Source organism: Salmonella sp. 741265073_HBA, assembly GCF_046569105.1.
Lineage (GTDB): Bacteria > Pseudomonadota > Gammaproteobacteria > Enterobacterales > Enterobacteriaceae > Salmonella > Salmonella enterica.
Window position 1 is genome coordinate 98192 of sequence record NZ_JBKFRY010000003.1, and the last position, 17859, is coordinate 116050.

At 52.5% G+C, this 17859-nt stretch carries 14 protein-coding genes; 7 read left to right on the forward strand and 7 right to left on the reverse strand.

What is annotated here, in order from left to right; genetic code table 11:
- Positions 1 to 25: 25 nt before the first annotated feature.
- Both nhoA and steA read right to left on the reverse strand, forming a co-directional pair.
- Positions 26 to 871: an N-hydroxyarylamine O-acetyltransferase gene (gene nhoA, locus ACLD3P_RS05345; RefSeq protein ID WP_411006427.1), complete on the reverse strand. Its 846-nt coding sequence runs from the start codon at positions 869 to 871 to the stop codon at positions 26 to 28.
- Between the two features lie 282 nt (positions 872 to 1153).
- Positions 1154 to 1786, reverse strand: a complete 633-nt coding sequence (gene steA / locus ACLD3P_RS05350) for a type III secretion system effector SteA (protein ID WP_079981193.1) — start codon at positions 1784 to 1786, stop codon at positions 1154 to 1156.
- A 512-nt stretch (positions 1787 to 2298) separates the two neighbouring features.
- Here steA and ansP point away from each other — a divergent pair.
- On the forward strand, positions 2299 to 3792 hold the full coding sequence (gene ansP, locus ACLD3P_RS05355) for an L-asparagine permease (protein ID WP_000857112.1): 1494 nt from the start codon (positions 2299 to 2301) through the stop codon (positions 3790 to 3792).
- A 76-nt stretch (positions 3793 to 3868) separates the two neighbouring features.
- Here ansP and ACLD3P_RS05360 read toward each other — a convergent pair whose 3' ends face one another.
- Both ACLD3P_RS05360 and ACLD3P_RS05365 read right to left on the reverse strand, forming a co-directional pair.
- Positions 3869 to 4090 (reverse strand): YgdI/YgdR family lipoprotein, encoded by a 222-nt coding sequence (locus ACLD3P_RS05360; protein ID WP_000732362.1) that lies wholly within the window; start codon positions 4088 to 4090, stop codon positions 3869 to 3871.
- Positions 4091 to 4224: 134 nt separating this feature from the next.
- Positions 4225 to 5286: a YncE family protein gene (locus ACLD3P_RS05365; protein ID WP_000550638.1), complete on the reverse strand. Its 1062-nt coding sequence runs from the start codon at positions 5284 to 5286 to the stop codon at positions 4225 to 4227.
- A 263-nt stretch (positions 5287 to 5549) separates the two neighbouring features.
- Here ACLD3P_RS05365 and pqqU point away from each other — a divergent pair, with 263 nt between their 5' ends.
- On the forward strand, positions 5550 to 7670 hold the full coding sequence (gene pqqU / locus ACLD3P_RS05370) for a TonB-dependent receptor PqqU (RefSeq protein WP_131046324.1): 2121 nt from the start codon (positions 5550 to 5552) through the stop codon (positions 7668 to 7670).
- 55 nt (positions 7671 to 7725) lie between these two features.
- On the opposite strand, the gene mcbR is transcribed toward pqqU, so the two are convergent.
- Both mcbR and ACLD3P_RS05380 read right to left on the reverse strand, forming a co-directional pair.
- Complete coding sequence (gene mcbR, locus ACLD3P_RS05375; RefSeq protein ID WP_001119593.1) at positions 7726 to 8391, reverse strand: colanic acid/biofilm transcriptional regulator McbR; 666 nt, start codon at positions 8389 to 8391, stop codon at positions 7726 to 7728.
- Positions 8392 to 8724: 333 nt separating this feature from the next.
- On the reverse strand, positions 8725 to 9762 hold the full coding sequence (locus tag ACLD3P_RS05380; RefSeq protein ID WP_131046323.1) for an NADP-dependent oxidoreductase: 1038 nt from the start codon (positions 9760 to 9762) through the stop codon (positions 8725 to 8727).
- Positions 9763 to 9973: 211 nt separating this feature from the next.
- Here ACLD3P_RS05380 and mddA point away from each other — a divergent pair, with 211 nt between their 5' ends.
- Both mddA and ACLD3P_RS05390 read left to right on the forward strand, forming a co-directional pair.
- A complete protein-coding gene (mddA, locus tag ACLD3P_RS05385; RefSeq protein WP_000155373.1) occupies positions 9974 to 10489 on the forward strand; it encodes an L-methionine sulfoximine/L-methionine sulfone acetyltransferase in 516 nt (171 codons plus the stop codon).
- Positions 10489 to 10938: a DMT family transporter gene (locus ACLD3P_RS05390; protein ID WP_017441332.1), complete on the forward strand. Its 450-nt coding sequence runs from the start codon at positions 10489 to 10491 to the stop codon at positions 10936 to 10938. The genes mddA and ACLD3P_RS05390 overlap by 1 nt, the downstream gene beginning before the upstream one ends.
- A gap of 4 nt (positions 10939 to 10942) precedes the next feature.
- Here ACLD3P_RS05390 and ACLD3P_RS05395 read toward each other — a convergent pair whose 3' ends face one another.
- Positions 10943 to 11176 carry a YdcY family protein gene (locus tag ACLD3P_RS05395; protein ID WP_000018720.1) on the reverse strand — a complete coding sequence of 78 codons (234 nt, stop codon included), beginning with the start codon at positions 11174 to 11176 and terminating at the stop codon, positions 10943 to 10945.
- 223 nt (positions 11177 to 11399) lie between these two features.
- Between ACLD3P_RS05395 and srfA the strand changes: the two genes are divergently transcribed.
- From srfA to srfC, 3 genes are read left to right on the forward strand one after another with little or no spacing between them, the layout of a single operon-like run.
- The gene (gene srfA / locus ACLD3P_RS05400; RefSeq protein ID WP_131046321.1) at positions 11400 to 12719 is read left to right on the forward strand and encodes a virulence-associated effector SrfA; all 1320 of its coding nucleotides are present in this window, start codon (positions 11400 to 11402) and stop codon (positions 12717 to 12719) included.
- Positions 12720 to 12723: 4 nt separating this feature from the next.
- Positions 12724 to 15705, forward strand: coding sequence for a virulence factor SrfB (locus ACLD3P_RS05405; RefSeq protein ID WP_131046320.1), 2982 nt, complete (start codon positions 12724 to 12726; stop codon positions 15703 to 15705).
- Complete coding sequence (srfC, locus tag ACLD3P_RS05410; RefSeq protein ID WP_411006426.1) at positions 15702 to 17846, forward strand: virulence-associated effector SrfC; 2145 nt, start codon at positions 15702 to 15704, stop codon at positions 17844 to 17846. Before ACLD3P_RS05405 ends, srfC begins: the two co-directional genes overlap by 4 nt.
- Positions 17847 to 17859 lie beyond the last annotated feature (13 nt).

A 17859-nucleotide genomic window follows, 5' to 3' on the forward strand; every position in this document is an offset into this window, starting at 1 on the left:
GCCCGCAAATCCTCGCGGCAAAAAACTATTTTCCCGCCTCCGGATGGGTATCAAATGCAGCCATTACCGCGGCCAGCTCCGCCTCGGTAAAACCGTGCTTTACATCATTTACGCCGAGACCAAACTGCTGCTGAAGTAACTGATACAACGACGGTACATCCGGTACATTGACCTGTTCAACGGCATGTCCCTGGTGGTAACGCGTGAAGTGGAAATTCGTTAATGTCAGCTTGCCGCCATCAGGCAAATGGCGGCACATCAACAAATGATGACGAAAATGGGATTGCGGCCAGTGAGCCGACCAGAAATTGCCCATCACATGATCGCTCTGCTGCTGCACCCCCAGATCAAAACAGTACATCGACTGCCAGTGCTCATGGTGGCGGAATTGTAAAATCCATGTGCTCCCCTCCTGCATCAGGCGGTATTCGCCATGCGGCGTTTGCTGAGCAATTTCAGCCTGCAGACGAAGCGGCGCGGTTAGCGTTTGGCCGCCAAACCCCACGTCAGCGATCCACTGCTCGTCCTCAACATCAACCAGCAGCAAACGGTGCGTGCGCGGCGGTAAACTGGCGGGATGAGACAGAATGACCCGCCCCAATAAGCTTCGGACGTTAAAACCGATGTCGCGTAACGCACGTTCAAACAGGCCATTCAGTTCAAAACAGTATCCACCGCGTCGGGCATAAAGCAGTTTCTCCTCTAATGCCGTCTCATCGAGCTGTATTTCACGAGGCAGTAGCACATCCAGATTTTCAAAAGGAATCGCGCAGTTGTGCGCTAAGTGAAACGTCCTGAGCGCTTCAACCGTAGGAACCCCCAACGGCTGACAATGTAATCGCGTAAAATAAGCATGTAAAAAAGAGGTCATCTGAGGCTTCCATTAACATTAATGCTTGCGTTCGGCACACAGGCTGAGGCGGATATCGCTGCGCAACAGGATACCCTATCCGTGGAATAGCGTTGGATACTTTTGAAAAAAATAAGACAGGCCGGCTACAGCGCCGGAGGTACGTGGGATTTTGGCCTACAAACGGAAATCGGTTCTGAGAATCTCTTTGCGGCACGCCGCCAAAATAGCGGCGTGTTAAAATTTTTAACGCCAGCTCAGCGAATCTGATTTCTAACAAAACTGGCTAAACATAAACGCTTTTTAATACTTGTCCAAATAGTTATGGTAACGATCTTTTATGTCGGCCGCCCATTGCACTTTCGCCTCCTGCATGTCGCTGGCCCGAGCGATATAATGTTCTAAACTCGGAATGGCGCCTAATGCCTGAGGTAAGGCATTATATTCTGCTATTCGCTCTCTGACGGTTTTATATTTTTCATCAATATCATAATGATAGTACGCTGGCGCTTCAAAAAAGCCCTCTTCCAGTCTCATACAAATATCTTCAAAGGACCCCTTAACCTCTACGGTATGTTCGCCATCCGATATCCTGACGATTGGCTCACGTCCAGCCATCAGCGAGAGTTGTTCGAATGTTAACATCCGACCATCAGAAAGCTCGACATCTATAATAAATTGTTCATCACGTACAGCATCTGCAAGGTGATTATGGATAGTCCCTGCATTGGCACAGAACTCCGCAACTTTAGGCGTAACATTGCAATAATGTTCAATTACTCTTGTAAATCCGTAGGCTAATCCTGCTGTAAGCACATACAAGATGCCTTTCATGATTTTTGTTGATAATTTATTTTCATAATCTCCTGCAGCAACATGAGGTAGCTTATTTCCTGATAAAGCTCTGGCATAGGTAGAAACTGATGTATATGGCATATCCTGCTCCTTCAAATTTTGCTCAATACCTTTATATGTCCTACTCCTCTCTCATTATGACGATATGTCAATCAACAAAATTGCTCAAAGGCATATATTTTCAGGAGAAAATGAGAATAACAGGCGCAACGGCCTTATCTTATGCTGCTGCAATATCGTCAGGTAGTTTACCGTTCGAGGTCATATCTATGACCATAAATCCCCGCAGGGATTAACGCTGATTAATTATTGCGCAACGCAATCACTGCGGATTTGTGCTGGCGTCTTATCTGGCTGAATCGTGACCACACCGCACCACATCTGACCACACAAATAAACTCGACATCCTCATTTTGTTCTTTCCGTATGTTTTGCGTCATTTAACAATTGCAGGTAGGATGCTCCGCCGGCGGTTTTATCCCTGTCACAGAATCAGGGAAAAGCGGCATTCGCCATTGCAGGCAATCGATTGGTGAGCGCCCGTCGCGGCATAAGGAATTTTTCTGTCAGGACAGGCTATAACAGGTAACGTAATGAAAACACAGACTACGCACGCCGCAGAACAACATGCGGCGAAACGACGCTGGCTGAACGCCCATGAAGAGGGGTATCACAAAGCGATGGGGAATCGTCAGGTTCAGATGATTGCTATCGGCGGCGCGATTGGCACCGGTTTATTTTTAGGTGCAGGCGCCCGATTGCAAATGGCCGGACCGGCACTGGCGCTGGTCTATCTGATATGCGGCATTTTTTCTTTTTTCATTTTACGCGCGCTGGGCGAACTGGTATTGCATCGCCCTTCCAGCGGGAGTTTCGTCTCCTACGCCCGTGAATTTTTGGGTGAAAAAGCGGCCTACGTCGCAGGCTGGATGTACTTTATTAACTGGGCGATGACCGGGATCGTCGATATCACCGCAGTGGCGTTATATATGCACTACTGGGGCGCATTTGGCGACGTTCCGCAATGGGTGTTCGCGCTCGGCGCGTTAACCATTGTCGGTACCATGAACATGATCGGCGTAAAATGGTTTGCCGAAATGGAGTTCTGGTTCGCGCTGATAAAAGTACTCGCCATTGTTATCTTCCTGGTGGTAGGCACGATTTTTCTCGGTACCGGTCAACCGCTTGAGGGTAATGCCACCGGTTTTCACCTGATTACAGATAATGGCGGCTTTTTCCCGCACGGCCTGTTGCCCGCGCTGGTACTGATTCAGGGCGTGGTGTTCGCTTTTGCGTCGATTGAACTGGTCGGTACCGCCGCTGGGGAGTGCAAAGATCCACAGACGATGGTGCCAAAAGCCATCAATAGCGTGATCTGGCGTATTGGTCTTTTCTATGTAGGATCGGTCGTATTGCTGGTTTTGCTGCTGCCGTGGAACGCCTATCAGGCGGGGCAAAGTCCGTTTGTCACCTTCTTTTCTAAACTTGGCGTGCCTTATATCGGCAGTATTATGAATATCGTGGTGTTAACCGCCGCGCTTTCCAGCCTGAACTCCGGGCTTTACTGTACGGGGAGAATTTTACGTTCAATGTCGATGGGGGGTTCCGCGCCGAAATTCATGGCGAAAATGAGCCGACAGCATGTGCCCTATGCGGGTATTCTGGCGACTCTGGTGGTTTACGTGGTCGGCGTGTTCCTGAATTACCTGGTCCCCTCCCGTGTGTTTGAGATCGTTCTTAATTTTGCCTCGCTCGGCATTATCGCGTCGTGGGCGTTTATCATGGTGTGCCAGATGCGTTTACGCCAGGCGATAAAAGAAGGCAAAGCCGCAGACGTCAGTTTTAAACTGCCCGGCGCGCCTTTTACCTCCTGGCTAACGCTGCTGTTTTTACTAAGCGTGCTGGTACTCATGGCGTTTGACTACCCGAATGGAACTTACACTATCGCCTCGTTGCCGCTGATCGCTATTCTGCTGGTCGCCGGCTGGTTTGGCGTGCGACGTCGCGTGGCGGAGATCCATCGCACTGCGCCAGTGACGGCGGATTCGACAGAGAGTGTCGTATTGAAAGAAGAAGCAGCGACATAACACTCCCCTTCCCCGGCAGCCCCAGGCCTGCCGGGTTTAATGCGCGTTGCCGCCAACACCGTATCGCGCCCAATGCTTAGTCAGCCTTAATCAACTGCGCCACATCATTGCTGTTAATTTCCCGCTGGTTGCCTTCCTGATCGGTATAACTGGTCATCCCCGTCTCTTTATCTAACTGCGGCTTACCCTGAGTTACGATCGTTTGCCCATTCTTCGTCGTCATCACATAGTTGGTTGTGCAACCCGCAAGCATAAAAAACATCATGCCCAAACCTGAGCATATAAATAACTTTTTCATATTTTCCTCGTGAATATAATGAGTTAACTACAGCAAAAAGGCAGTGTAATTCTCACAGAATCATCAGGCTATCGGCGAGGCGTATCGGTGCGTTTAAAGAGATGACTGGAGGGGTTTCCCCCTCCATACCCTATTTACAAAGCAATGCGAATAACATCATCCGGCTGCGTCGCTTCCTGCTCACGTGTCGATTTCTGCTTCACGCTGACGTAGAGCGTTTTACCATCTGCCGATAGCGCCAGACTATTCGGGTACGTCGGCGTATCGAACGTTTTAACAACGTTATAGGTCTTCGCATCGATCACGCTGACCTGCCCTGCCTGACGATGCGTCACATACGCCTCGTTACGTGTCGGATTATACAGGACGGCCAAAGAGGCAGGCGCCGCGATTTTGGCAAGAATATTGCCATTACGGGTATCGACAACCAGAACTTCAGTCGCCTTCGAGTCGGTGATAAACGCACGATGACCTGCGGTATCGAGACTCAGATTAATAAAGAAGTGTTCTTTACCGTCATCCAGCAACTTCTTACGACTGAGAATTTTATTGCTGGCGGTATCGATGGTGATAAATTCGCCATCCGCATTGGTGGTGTACAGGCGTTGCGCTTTACTGTCGAGCGCCAGACCCGTACTCATTTTGCCGGTATTTTCGATCGTCGTTTTCAGTTTGATGGTTTCGCCATCCACTACCCAAATAGCACTCTCTTTACCAACACCGCTAATGTAGATCGTGTTGGTCGCCGCATCGGCAACCAGCTCACGGGGCTGTAACGGACGAACCTCTTCAGTACGTTTGCGCGCATCAAGTACCAGACGACCTTTTACATCACCCGTTTTGGCATCAATCGCGGTAACTGCGCTGTTAATGGTATTGCCAAACCACAGCGTTTGGGTCGCGGCATTGATGGTGGCGCCGAACGGCTTGAGATCGTTATGAATCGCTTGCGTGATTTCCAGCGTCACCGGGTCGAGACGATAAACTACGCCGCCTTTATCCAGTTTACGGCTTTGCGATGTAGCCAGCCAGAGCGCGTTTTCTTGCTGACTCCAGGCCATCTCATAAGCGCCTTTGCCTACCGCTTTACGCAGCATGTCTTCCGCCGCCAGCGTGCTAAATGAGGATGCGACGAGGAGCGAACCTAACAATAAAGAACCACGCAGGCGCGGCGAAAAAAGATGACGTAAGTGCATGACGACTCCCTTTGATAAAAACGTGTATAGCTGCTTCACACTACTTCGCTGCGCGGGATCTTCGTTCCGCACTTATTATAAGTTGAGAATAATAATCATTATTTATCAGAAAGTGGAGCTTTTCCTCGCCTGCGAATGTCATGGCTCTTAAATACCGCACATTTTCTTAACTTAATGTGCGATTAAAATTTCAAAACTTTACATATTGACTACCCTTAATGTCACGTTTTCCGTTGATACGCTTACATTTATCCGGCATTTTCATGAAAATTATTTCCGTTAGACAGCGACTTTATCCCGCCCTCTTATTGCCTCTGACCTTCTCCCCGGTCCTTCAGGCCGCCAGCGCGCCCAATGAACAAACCATGATAGTCACCGCAACGCCGCAAACCGTATCCGAACTCGATACACCTGCCGCCGTTAGCGTCATTGAGGGAGAAGACATGCGTCTGGCGACGCCGCGCGTCAATTTATCTGAGTCTTTAACCAGCGTCCCGGGATTGCAGGTGCAGAACCGGCAGAACTACGCGCAGGATCTGCAAATCTCTATCCGCGGATTTGGCTCGCGTTCCGCCTTTGGCGTGCGCGGCATTCGTCTGTATGTTGATGGCATTCCCGCCACCATGCCGGATGGGCAAGGCCAGATTTCGAATATTGATATTAACAGCATACAAGACGTTGAAGTGTTACGCGGCCCTTTCTCAGCGCTATACGGCAATGCTTCCGGCGGCGTGATAAATGTCACCACCGAAACCGGCAGACAGCCGCCTACCCTTGAGGCCAGCAGCTACTACGGCAGTTATGGAAGCTGGCGCTATGGGCTAAAAGCCACGGGCGCGATGGGTGACGGCACACAGCCAGGCGACGTGGATTACACGGTATCGACTACCCGTTTCACCATCCACGGCTACCGCGATCACAGCGGCGCGCAAAAAAATCTGGCTAATGCCAAACTGGGCGTGCGCCTTGACGATGTCAGTAAACTCTCGCTGATTTTTAATAGTGTGGACATTAAGGCGGACGATCCCGGCGGACTCACCGAATCTGAATGGAAAGCCGATCCGCAACAGGCGCCGCGCGCTGAACAGTACAATACGCGTAAAACCATCAAACAAACTCAGGCAGGATTGCGTTATGAACGTCAGCTCAGCGCGCAGGATGATATCAGCGTGATGGCCTACGCCGGAGAGCGGGAAACCACGCAATACCAGTCTATTCCCCTGGTGGCACAGCTAAAACCAGCCCAGGCTGGCGGCGTAATTACACTGCAACGCCACTATCAGGGCATTGATTCCCGCTGGACTCACCGGGGAGAATTAGGTGTGCCAGTCACCTTCACTGGCGGATTAAATTATGAAAATATGAGCGAAAACCGCAAGGGTTACAATAACTTCCGTCTCAACAACGGCACCCCTGAGTTCGGGCATAAAGGCGATTTACGCCGGAATGAGCGTAACCTGATGTGGAATGTCGATCCTTATCTGCAAACCCAGTGGCAGCTTACGCAAAAACTCTCGCTGGATGCTGGCGTGCGCTACAGTTCCGTATGGTTCGATTCTAACGATCACTATATCGCGCCCGGCAATGGCGATGATAGCGGCGACGCCAGCTATCACCACTGGCTACCCGCCGGATCGCTAAAATATGCGTTAACTGACGCCTGGAATCTCTATCTTGCTGCCGGTCGCGGATTTGAAACTCCCACTATCAATGAGCTTTCTTATCGCGCTGACGGCCAAAGCGGGTTCAACTTTGACCTCAAACCGTCGACCAATGATACGGTGGAAGTCGGCAGTAAAACGCGGATTGGCAACGGCTTGTTGACCGCCGCGTTATTTCAAACCGATACCGATGATGAAATTGTTGTCGCCAGTAGTATGGGAGGACGCACTACCTACAAAAACGCGGGTAAAACACGCCGCCAGGGCGCAGAACTCGCGTTGGACCAGCGCTTCGCCGGCGACTGGCGGGTGAAAGCATCATGGACCTGGCTGGATGCGACCTATCGCAGTAACGTTTGTCAGGGGCAAAACTGTGATGGAAACCGGATGCCCGGCATCGCCCGTAATATGGGATTCGCCTCATTAGGTTTTATCCCGGATGAGGGGTGGTACGCCGGAACAGACGTTCGGTATATGGGCGATATCATGGCCAATGATGAAAATACCGCTAAAGCGCCTTCGTATACCGTTGTTGGACTAAATACAGGGTATAAATTTAATTACAGTCAGCTTACCGTCGATATTTTTGGGCGGGTAGATAATCTATTTGATAAAGAATATATCGGTTCGGTGATCGTTAATGAATCTAATGGCCGATATTATGAGCCAGCGCCAGGGCGTAACTATGGCGTGGGGATTAATCTGGCATGGCAATTTGAATAAATATCCGGCAAATATCCGGCAATAGCGGGGAATCCCCGCTATTGATAAGCCATAGTTACATGACGTACTGATTTTTAATCGTCGCTACGTTTTGTTGCAAAACGTTCTGTAGGCAGTGGCGACTGGCTTCTTTATCACCAGTCACTAACGCATTAAGCAATTTTCTGTACAGATTAACGCCGTTTTGATAATCATCAAGTTTAAAATTATCATATAAAAAATGCAGGCTTGGCCCCAGGCGTACCCATAATTGCTCGATCATGGCATACAGCGTTGGCATATCCGCGTAGTGGTAGATCTCAAAGCGGAATGCGCGGTTGGCCAAAAGAATTTTCTCCATAACGCCACTTTCCAGCGCCTGTTGAAATTCATCTAATAGCGCATTCAGCGTCTGCTCGCGATCCGGGGTAATCTTACCCGCAGCGGCGACCACCGCCATCTCCTCCAGGGCAGTACGAATCGTATTAATTTCCAGCAAACTTTCCAGCGAGATCTCCGGCACCATAAACGCCTGTGCTGGTGCCACCGCCAAAGCACTGGAAGAGACCAGCCTTAACAGGGCCTCACGCACCGGCGTAATACTGACGCCTAACTCTTGAGCGATATTTTTAGTGATAAGCCTTGCGCCTGGTTTTAATGCGCCAATAGACAATTGATGCTTTAACCGATTTTCAACCTGTGTGGTCAGGCTTATATGTTGTGTTTTTTCCGTACCCGGCATTTTCCTTCCTTCACCTCTTGGCAGAACAACATCGCAATCGAGTCCCGAAGAAGTTTCGGAACTTAATTGTAAAAAAGATAATCCAGACCTGAACGGCCAAATAAATAAAAGTGATAATTTACTTGCGTGATATTCTCATCTTTTACAACAATACAGGTTTCTTTATGGCAACCGTTTTATCTCCGTCATTCCTTCATGTATCGAGATTTTTGATCGGTTCAGGCCGCTGAGGGAGATAAGCTGCCCCACCGCGATCTGAATGATGAATATAAGTAAAGCCGGAATTTTAAAATTTGCACATTTTTATGGCGACATAATGCCGCCATTTTTTCTTTACGCATCGTCCGCTAAACGTATCACGACTTTGCCAAAGTTCTTCCCCGCCAGCAGCCCCATAAACGCTTCTGGCGCATTTTCCAGCCCATCAGTAATCTGCTCCCGGTAATGTATTTTCCCTTCTTTGATCCAACGCCCCATTTCTTGCTGAAACTCATGTATCCGGTGACCATAGTCCTGGTTGATGATAAAACCTTGCAGGCGAATACGCTTTTTAAGTAATGTCGCCATCAGCAGTGGCAGTCTGTCTGGACCGTCCGGCAACGTTGTCGCATTGTAGCCGCTGACCAGACCGCAGAGCGGAATCCGCGCCGACGTATTCAGTAGCGGTAAGACGGCGTCAAAGACTTTACCACCGACATTCTCATAATAAATATCGATACCCTGCGGGCAGGCCTGCGCAAGCTGTTGTGGGAAATTATCAGCGTGATGATCAAGGCACAGATCAAATCCCAAAACGTCTGTCGCATGACGGCTTTTTTCCGCGCCGCCGGCAATACCCACGACCCGGCAGCCCTTCAGCTTGCCAATTTGCCCAACCGTTGCGCCTACGGGGCCGGTGGCGGCGGCGACAACCAGCGTTTCGCCCTCTTTCGGCTGGCCGATATCCAGTAACCCCATATAGGCGGTAAACCCCGGCATTCCTAAAATACCCAGCGACCAGGAAGGATGTTGCGGATTATCACCCAGCTTTACCAACCCTTCGCCATCTGAAATGTCATAATCCTGCCAACCATTGTAACTCAACACCCATTCGTCTGGTCGGTAATCAGGATGGTTTGACGCAACAACGCGACTGACCGTACCGCCAACCATAACGCAGCCAGGTTCAACAGGCGGCGCATAAGAGGGTTCATCGCTCATGCGGCCACGCATATAAGGGTCGAGTGATAAAAAAACGGTACGCAATAGCACCTGCCCTTCACCGGGCGTCGCGACGTCATCTTCTTCGAGGCGGAAGTTATCCATCTGCGGCGCGCCGTGGGGACGCGAGGCCAAAACCCAACGACGATTTCGGTTGGTCTGTTGCTTCATTCTATTCTCCTCATGCCTGGCATAATCCATCAATAATAGTCGAACATTAGCTTTCTGAGGGAGTTAAACACTCTCAGATATCAGGCTGTGCGCTTTTATGAACGACTTTCTTTCCCCTCTCGCTAAATATGAATTCTTGCGCTAATTCGTTGATTTATGCCGCCTTCAATAGTATTTCTAACACTATCGTAAACATTCCCTGGGGTTCCCTATGACGATTCGCTTTGCCGATAAAGCAGACTGCGCCGCGATTACCGAAATCTATAACCATGCGGTATTACATACTGCGGCCATCTGGAACGATCGGACGGTCGATACGGATAATCGCCTTGCCTGGTATGAGGCCCGTCAATTACTGGGCTATCCGGTGCTGGTAAGCGAAGAAAATGGCGTGGTGACTGGCTATGCATCATTTGGCGATTGGCGCAGTTTCGACGGTTTTCGCTATACCGTCGAGCACTCGGTTTATGTTCATCCGGCGCACCAGGGGAAAGGACTGGGGCGAAAACTGCTCAGCAGACTGATCGACGAAGCCCGACGCTGCGGCAAGCATGTGATGGTGGCCGGTATTGAGTCACAGAATGCCGCCTCAATACGCCTGCATCATTCGCTGGGATTTACCGTTACCGCGCAGATGCCGCAGGTCGGCGTAAAATTTGGCCGTTGGTTAGATCTTACGTTTATGCAGCTCCAGCTTGATGAACACGCCGCGCCGGACGCCTGCTGATGAACCAGTCGCTGACGCTTATCTTTTTGATCGCCGCCGGCGTCGGGCTGGTGGTACAAAACAGTATTATGGTGCGTATTACGCAGACATCATCGACGATTCTGATCGCTATGCTGTTGAACTCGCTGGTAGGGATCGTTTTATTTGTGACGATATTGTGGTTTAAGCAAGGCGCTACGGGCTTCGGCGAGCTGGTCGCCAGCGTGCGCTGGTGGACATTGATCCCCGGTTTTCTGGGGTCATTTTTTGTATTTGCCAGCATTAGCGGGTATCAGAACGTTGGCGCCGCGACGACTATCGCGGTACTGGTCGCCAGCCAGTTAATCGGCGGACTGGCGCTGGATATCGCGCGTAGCCACGGCGTCACGTTACGCGCAATGGTCGGGCCGGCGTTTGGCGCGCTGTTGCTGGTCATTGGCGCATGGCTGATTGCGAAGCGCCAGTTTTAATGGGTTACAGGATCGTGCCGCCTTTGGTGAGCTGCTCGCGGCGCGCGTCCCGATCTTCTTGATATTGCCTGCCGTGATGCGCGATAGCCGTGCGTAAACGCTGCTGCTGCACATAACGATCTTCGCGACGTAATTCAGCGTCATCGCTCAAGGCAATCAGCAATTCATTCATATGGGCAATTACGCTCTCCGCGATGGCGGCATCCACGCGGGCGCTCACTTCCTCCAGGTGCGACATAAGCTCTCCTACTCTTTATTCTGTAACAGCATGATTCGCCTATTATACGCGTTATTGTCGCCCGATGCGGTAATTCGCCGCCGCCCTCCTGATTTAACTTACGTCAAGTGGAAACACGGGGCTTAATAGACCGAGAATTCGCGCCTTTTTGCCTTTCTTCCGCCGTTTGCTTGCGTATAGACCCCGTAAAGTAGACGCGTGAAGAAGTCTAAGGGATAACAACGTGGCAAAATCTCTCTTGCGCAGCGGCAATCTGGATGATTATCAGGCCGTGGGCGGCGGCGGTCAGGCCGTATTTGAATCAGCATTGCAAATTCGCGAAACGCTTCGTCTGCGTAAACAACAGGCGATGGTTGACTGTCTGGCGATTCCGCAACTTAACGATAATGGCGATCGGGTTGACTGGTATTCGCCGATTGAAGGTCAGGCGATAGCGTGGAAAGCGGCTGACGAAGAGACACGTTCTCGGGCTTTACGTTATTTAGCCAGCACTTTTGAAAGCGCGGCTGCACTCAGTCGCAAAAGTCTGCAATCCGGTAAAACAGCGCTTCAGCTATTTGGTTCGCTACTTGAGAAAGCGACGCAATTTCCCGGCGAAAATCATGTTTTCCTGGTTAACGGCAAACCGGTTATCACCTTCTGGGGATTCGTTAATCTCAACGAAAATACACGCAATGATGTGCTGGACTGCCTGCGGATAACCGAGGCAACCCCCGACATCCCTCTGGTCGAGCCGGAGCCCGAAGAGAAGCCGCTGGTAGAGGCGGCGTTTAGTCAGGCGGATGAACCTTTGTTAACGTCTGTCATCGAGCCGCCGAAAATGCCGGAGGAACCTGTTGCGCCGCCCGTTATCGTTAGCGAGCCGAAGCCAGCCACACCCATCCCGGTTGCTGAGGCGAAAAGAGCTCGCCGCCTACCGCTGTGGAGCTTACCTGTCGCTGCCGTGGTTATCGCCGCCGTCGCCACGCCTTTTTTCTGGCCATCTTCATCCGTTGACGGGTCCTCTCCTGTTCGCGCCGCGCCTGTCGCTACCGCGAAAACTGACGTTACCCCATTGCCTGAACTCACCGCGCATTTGCCGCTGCATCGCGCTGAGGTGACGCCCGCCCCCAAAGCGGCGCCGCTGCCGGAAGCGCCTGTTATCATTGCCGCTATCCCCAAAGACGCGCTGGTGATGGACAGTACGCAGATGAAGCTTGGAACCACGCGCTTTTTAAACGGTAGCTGGCGGGTCAGCGTGGATGTCAAAGATCCGATTACCGGCAAGCCGCCCTCTCTGCGTTATCAGATCCAAAATAACAAAGGTATCGCGCGCGTAGTACATGGCGATAACGTAGTTTGTCGGGCGGAAATTTTCTCTGGTCTGCATCAAACGGGCGAGCTGATGATTAAAAGTCGCGGCAATGCGCGCTGCACCGACGGTTCACGTTATCCGATGCCGGAAATTACCTGTAAAGCAGGCGTCAATGACGTCGCAACCTGTACCGCCCGTTATGGCGACCACGCGGCAATTCCGTTGACGTTTAAAAAGATAGGTGCCTGATTTTATGTTGGTCAATCTGTGTGATTACAAACAGAGCGTCACGCTCATTGCAAACAGCGGCGTCCAGTTTCTTGATTTTGGCTTAACGCCGCAAGAGTCGGCCCACTACGGACGTTTTGTGCGCAAAACGGCAAACGGCCCGCTACTGCGCCTCGATTTTGATCTGACCAGCGGGCGCTACACGTTGCCAGGACGTGCTGGCGGCCAACCCGAAGTCGTGAAACCGGAAAGCACTCAGACGCTGCACTATTCTCTGGATGTACTCGACGGAATCTGGCTCCCCCTGCCGTTCCTGCGTTTTAATCCGCCGCGTACCTTTATTGACGGGCCGGATAACTGGGCGCGCATTCAGGTACGTAAACTCAGCGAGCCAGATAGCGCCGGAAACACACACCGCATCACCCTCGCCTTCGACAGTCAACTGGCAAAAAATATGCCTGCGGCGTTGGCGCCTTGCGAAAACGATCTGCTCAATGGCACACGTTTTGCGCTCGCCTGGCGCGATGAAGAAGTTGCCGACTTTCTTGACCAGACATGGATTGACGGCTGGCTGCGCGAGTCGTTTCTTCAGTATGCCTCACAGGTGGAAAACCGTTCGGAACAGGCCATACAACAAGCGCTGCGTAGCTTTGAGTATCAGGCGCACTGGTTGAATTTACTGACGCTGTTAGGCGAACAGCTTACGGTGCCGGAAGTAAAGTTTGTGACACATACGTTAAGCACGCCCGCAATCCCGGTCGATCTGATTCTGGATGTCGGCAATACGCATACCTGCGGCGTATTGATCGAGGATCATGGCGATGCGAATGACGGGTTACGCCAGACGGCAGAGCTTCAGGTGCGTTCTTTAAGCGAGCCGCAGTATCTGAACGATCCTTTATTTACCAGCCGGGTAGAATTCTCAGAAGCGCGCTTTGGCAAGCAACACTTTTCTGTCGAAAGCGGACGAGACGACGCCTTTGTCTGGCCTTCCATTGTGCGTGTGGGCGACGAGGCTCGCGCCCTTGCTATGCAGCGTGTGGGCACCGAAGGCAGCAGCGGCATCTCCAGCCCGCGCCGCTACCTGTGGGATGAAACCCCCGCCTTGCAGGACTGGCGTTTTAGCCAGATCCACGGTAAAACGCAGCGCGAACCGCTTGCCACCGCGTTTCCGCTGATGAATCTGATGAACGACGACGGACAGCCGTTATTCCGCCTGCCGCATGAAGAAAGGCTACCGGTTTTTTCGCCGCAATACAGCCGTAGCACCTTGATGACGCATATGTTGTGCGAAATTCTGGCTCAGGCGCTGGGGCAAATTAACAGCGTCGCCACCCGGCTGCGGCTCGGCTTTCCCGCCTCGCCGCGCCAGCTACGCACCCTGATTTTAACGCTGCCTTCCGCCATGCCGAAACAGGAGCGAGAAATTTTCCGCCAGCGAATGTTTGAAGCGCTGGCGCTGGTCTGGAAAGCTATGGGCTGGCATCCGCAGGATGAGGATTTCACCACGCCTAAGCAGCGTGAAAAAAGCGTGGTGCCGGTACCAGAAATACAGATGGAATGGGACGAAGCAAGTTGCGGCCAACTGGTATGGCTTTATAACGAAGCCATTTCGCATTACGCCGGGCGTACCGAATCCTTTTTTAATGCGCTCGCCAGACCGGATCGCCAGCCTGAACCCGGCGTCGTCCCCGGGCGCGCGTTGCGCGTGGCATCGATTGATATCGGCGGCGGCACGACGGATATGGCGATCGTTCACTATCAGTTAGATGACGGCGTGGGGGCCAATGTAAAAATTACGCCTCATCTCCTGTTTCGCGAAGGTTTTAAAGTCGCCGGGGACGATCTGCTATTAGATATCATTCAGCGTTGCGTACTCCCTTCCCTGCAAACGGCGTTGCAACGGGCAGGCGTTACGGATGCCGCCGCCCTGCTGGCGACCTTATTTGGCGATTCGGGACGAATTGATACTCAGGCCATTTTGCGCCAGCAAACGGCGCTGCAATTATTTATGCCGCTGGGCCATGCGGTACTTTCCGCCTGGGAGCAAAGCGACATTAACGATCCGTTTGCTGGTTTACACGCGACATTTGGCGATCTGCTGATCCGCCGCCCAACAAGCAACGTGATGAACTATATCCAGCAGGCGATCGATCATGCCTTACCGTCTGGTTCGCCGACATTTGATATATCCAATGTGCCGTTGCAAATCCAGTTTAGCCAGCTTCAGGAGGCTCTGCTGGCCGGTCAGTTTACGCTGACAACGCCGCTTCATGCGGTCTGCGAAGCGATCTCCCACTATCACTGCGATATCTTGCTGGTGACGGGGAGACCGACCTGTTTACCCGGCGTACAGGCGCTCATCCGGCACTTACAACCGGTGCCGGTTAATCGCATTGTGTGGATGGATAAGTATCAGGTACATGAATGGTATCCCTTCAGTCAGCAAGGGCGTATCGGCAATCCAAAATCCACTGCCGCGGTGGGCGCGATGTTATGCAGCCTGGCGCTGGACTTACGTCTGCCGCGATTCAATTTTAAAGCGGCTGATATCGGCGCGTATTCGACTGTGCGTTATCTCGGCGTACTGGATAATACCGTTAATACGCTTCGCGATGAAAACATCTGGTATCACGAGATCGATTTGGATAAACCCGGCGCAACGCTGGACGCTCGCCTGCATTTTCCGCTACGCGGCAACGTAACGTTGGGCTTTCGTCAACTGGCGAACAGTCGCTGGCCGGCAACCCCACTCTATTGCCTGAGCATTAATTCCGCCGAACTGGCGAAAACCATCGCTGGCGACGGCGTACTGAATGTCAGACTGAAATTACGCGGCAGTAGCAAAGATAGTGCCCCGGAATCGTTCATATTGAGTGATGCCTGGCTCCAGGACGGGACGCCGGTCGCCGCCGATGCGCTGACATTAAAATTGAATACGCTGGCTGACCGTCGCCACAGCGGCAGCCACTACTGGATAGATAGCGGGAGTGTATACCTGAAATGACAAAACCGTTAAACGCCACCCAGGCTGTTATCGAGTGGGTTAACAACACGCGCCGTTACGCAACGCGGCTGGATGACGAAGCCGACGCTCTGCTGGCGCAACTTACGCTTGCCGCGGCGGATGAGTCAGCGCTCAACGCCGCCTGCGCATCACATGGCTGCGTCGGTCTATACGGGTATGCGCAATCCGCAAAAGCGCATCTGTTAACGACGCTATGCGGTAACGAGAATGGCAAGCTGGAAATTATCACGCCGGACCGTGACTATGATTATTTCAGCCACATCAATCCGGGTCATGCGCCAGCGAATATGGCTATTCGCTTTACGCGCGACATTTTTTCAAACGAGAACGGCTGGCCGTTGCGCCTGCGCTTGATCAGTGAAGCTGAACTGGTGCAGATCTTTATTGCCTGGACCAGCTCGTCCCCCGTTTGTCGCCAGGTCGAAAAATCCATTATCACATCACGCCTGGAGAAATGGCAATCGCTTCGCCAACCGCAGCCCGTCCCCGGCGTTACCGCTGAAGAGGTAGCGACCATCGCGAGTTTCTGGCGCTCTTGCCTGCCGTCCGCCAGACAACATATTGATGATGCGACATGGCAACACTTTGCCTCGCTCTTGCCTGCGCTGGATCTCACGACACGGGCGCACGCCTGGGCATTACTGTGGGGAGAGCAGCCGGAGATCACCCAGCAATGGCTGGCGCTGGCGCATATGTTGCAACAAACCGGCCATGCCGGGGAACTGGCGGCGCCGCTCAGCCTGCTGGTCGATCATTTTGGCTTACCGGCGGAAAACTTCCTGACGCAAATGGCGCTAACCGCCAGCGATACGCAAAGCGATGTGGTGGTGCATCCGGTTAAGGAAGGCCGACTGCTCAATGCGGTCAGCCTTTCGCTTGATTCTCTGGCGCTGCTTACCCGCGAACTGGTGCTAACCGTTGAAAATAGCGTACTGGATAACGTTGATTTACTGGATATTCCGGTCGCGCCAGACAGTCATCCTCATCCGTTATGGCGGGCGAAATTAGGCTGGATGCTGGCCCATTACCGTCAGCAGGTCCAGCCCGATGTTCTGGTGATTTGCAATGCTCTGGCATCTCGCTCGCAAACATCCACTGCCGCCCGTCACTTACTGGAGTGGGTTAACGCCACGCAGCCGCAGCATGAATCAGCGTTACCCGGCGTCGTCTGGGCTATTACTCCACAGGATGCCCGTTTTGCCACCCAGCAAAATCTGGATGAAGCCGTCCAGCAGTTGATGGGTAAACCTGGCGTGCATTGGGGAACGTTGCAGGCGCTGGATAAACACAGTATGCAGCGTTTGGTGGAGTGGTTATCGCAGGCGACATCGGCACCACAGCGACAGGCGCGCTTACAGGCGTTACGCGAACAACTGCGAGGCCGCGTGCGCGATCTGTTACCGATGTTTGATGACGCGCGGCTACCGGTTGAAACCGTGATCCGGCGTCTTCAGGCCCAGGCCGCCAGACATGGCGACCTGCTGGCCGGACTGTTACCGCCGGTACAGAACTTCGACGCGTTGCTGCGCACCCGACAGTCACGAGAAGAACAGGTCAGCGGTTTATTTAATGACGCGATCGATCTCTTTGCCGACGAACCAACGCGCGCTTCAGCGTCAGAAGGTCACGAAACAGGCTACCAGGCGCACAAAATGTGGATCAATCATCTGCGCCAGTGGGCCCACTGCCGGGATAATGCGCAACGTCTGGGACTGGAACCGCAGATGCTCAACGCCGTGGCGGAGATTTTAATTACCGCCAGCTATCGCCTCGGTTTACCTCAGCAGTTACAGAAAACCATGCAGCGCGAGGAGGTTAGCGGTGCGCAACTCCATGCCATCATTGGTAACTTCATCGCCTGGCTCGGCTACGCAAATATCGAGGAGGCCCAACGCCCGGCCAGCCGCGTTCAGAAAGGCGCAGCCATTTTCACCGCAACACCGCGTTCGACAATGTTGCGTCTAACAAAGCTTGACGAACAGCCCGTTCACGCCGCCAGCCGCTATGTCTATGACTGGCTTGTTGCGCTGTATACCCTGGCCAATGAGAACGCAGGATATCGGCATCCGCAGGACGTTACCGACGTAGACAGAGCGCAATTAATTGCCCTGATAGCCTGACCTGGCGGAAAAT

Coding starts and splice junctions, on each gene's coding strand:
- ACLD3P_RS05390 (WP_017441332.1), top strand. CDS start 10,489: ATGAACCAGTCGCTGACGCTTATCTTTTTGATCGCCGCCGGCGTCGGG.
- steA (WP_079981193.1), bottom strand. CDS start 1,786: ATGCCATATACATCAGTTTCTACCTATGCCAGAGCTTTATCAGGAAAT.
- srfC (WP_411006426.1), top strand. CDS start 15,702: ATGACAAAACCGTTAAACGCCACCCAGGCTGTTATCGAGTGGGTTAAC.
- pqqU (WP_131046324.1), top strand. CDS start 5,550: ATGAAAATTATTTCCGTTAGACAGCGACTTTATCCCGCCCTCTTATTG.
- ACLD3P_RS05380 (WP_131046323.1), bottom strand. CDS start 9,762: ATGAAGCAACAGACCAACCGAAATCGTCGTTGGGTTTTGGCCTCGCGT.
- ACLD3P_RS05360 (WP_000732362.1), bottom strand. CDS start 4,090: ATGAAAAAGTTATTTATATGCTCAGGTTTGGGCATGATGTTTTTTATG.
- mddA (WP_000155373.1), top strand. CDS start 9,974: ATGACGATTCGCTTTGCCGATAAAGCAGACTGCGCCGCGATTACCGAA.
- mcbR (WP_001119593.1), bottom strand. CDS start 8,391: ATGCCGGGTACGGAAAAAACACAACATATAAGCCTGACCACACAGGTT.
- ansP (WP_000857112.1), top strand. CDS start 2,299: ATGAAAACACAGACTACGCACGCCGCAGAACAACATGCGGCGAAACGA.
- ACLD3P_RS05395 (WP_000018720.1), bottom strand. CDS start 11,176: ATGTCGCACCTGGAGGAAGTGAGCGCCCGCGTGGATGCCGCCATCGCG.
- nhoA (WP_411006427.1), bottom strand. CDS start 871: ATGACCTCTTTTTTACATGCTTATTTTACGCGATTACATTGTCAGCCG.
- ACLD3P_RS05405 (WP_131046320.1), top strand. CDS start 12,724: ATGTTGGTCAATCTGTGTGATTACAAACAGAGCGTCACGCTCATTGCA.
- ACLD3P_RS05365 (WP_000550638.1), bottom strand. CDS start 5,286: ATGCACTTACGTCATCTTTTTTCGCCGCGCCTGCGTGGTTCTTTATTG.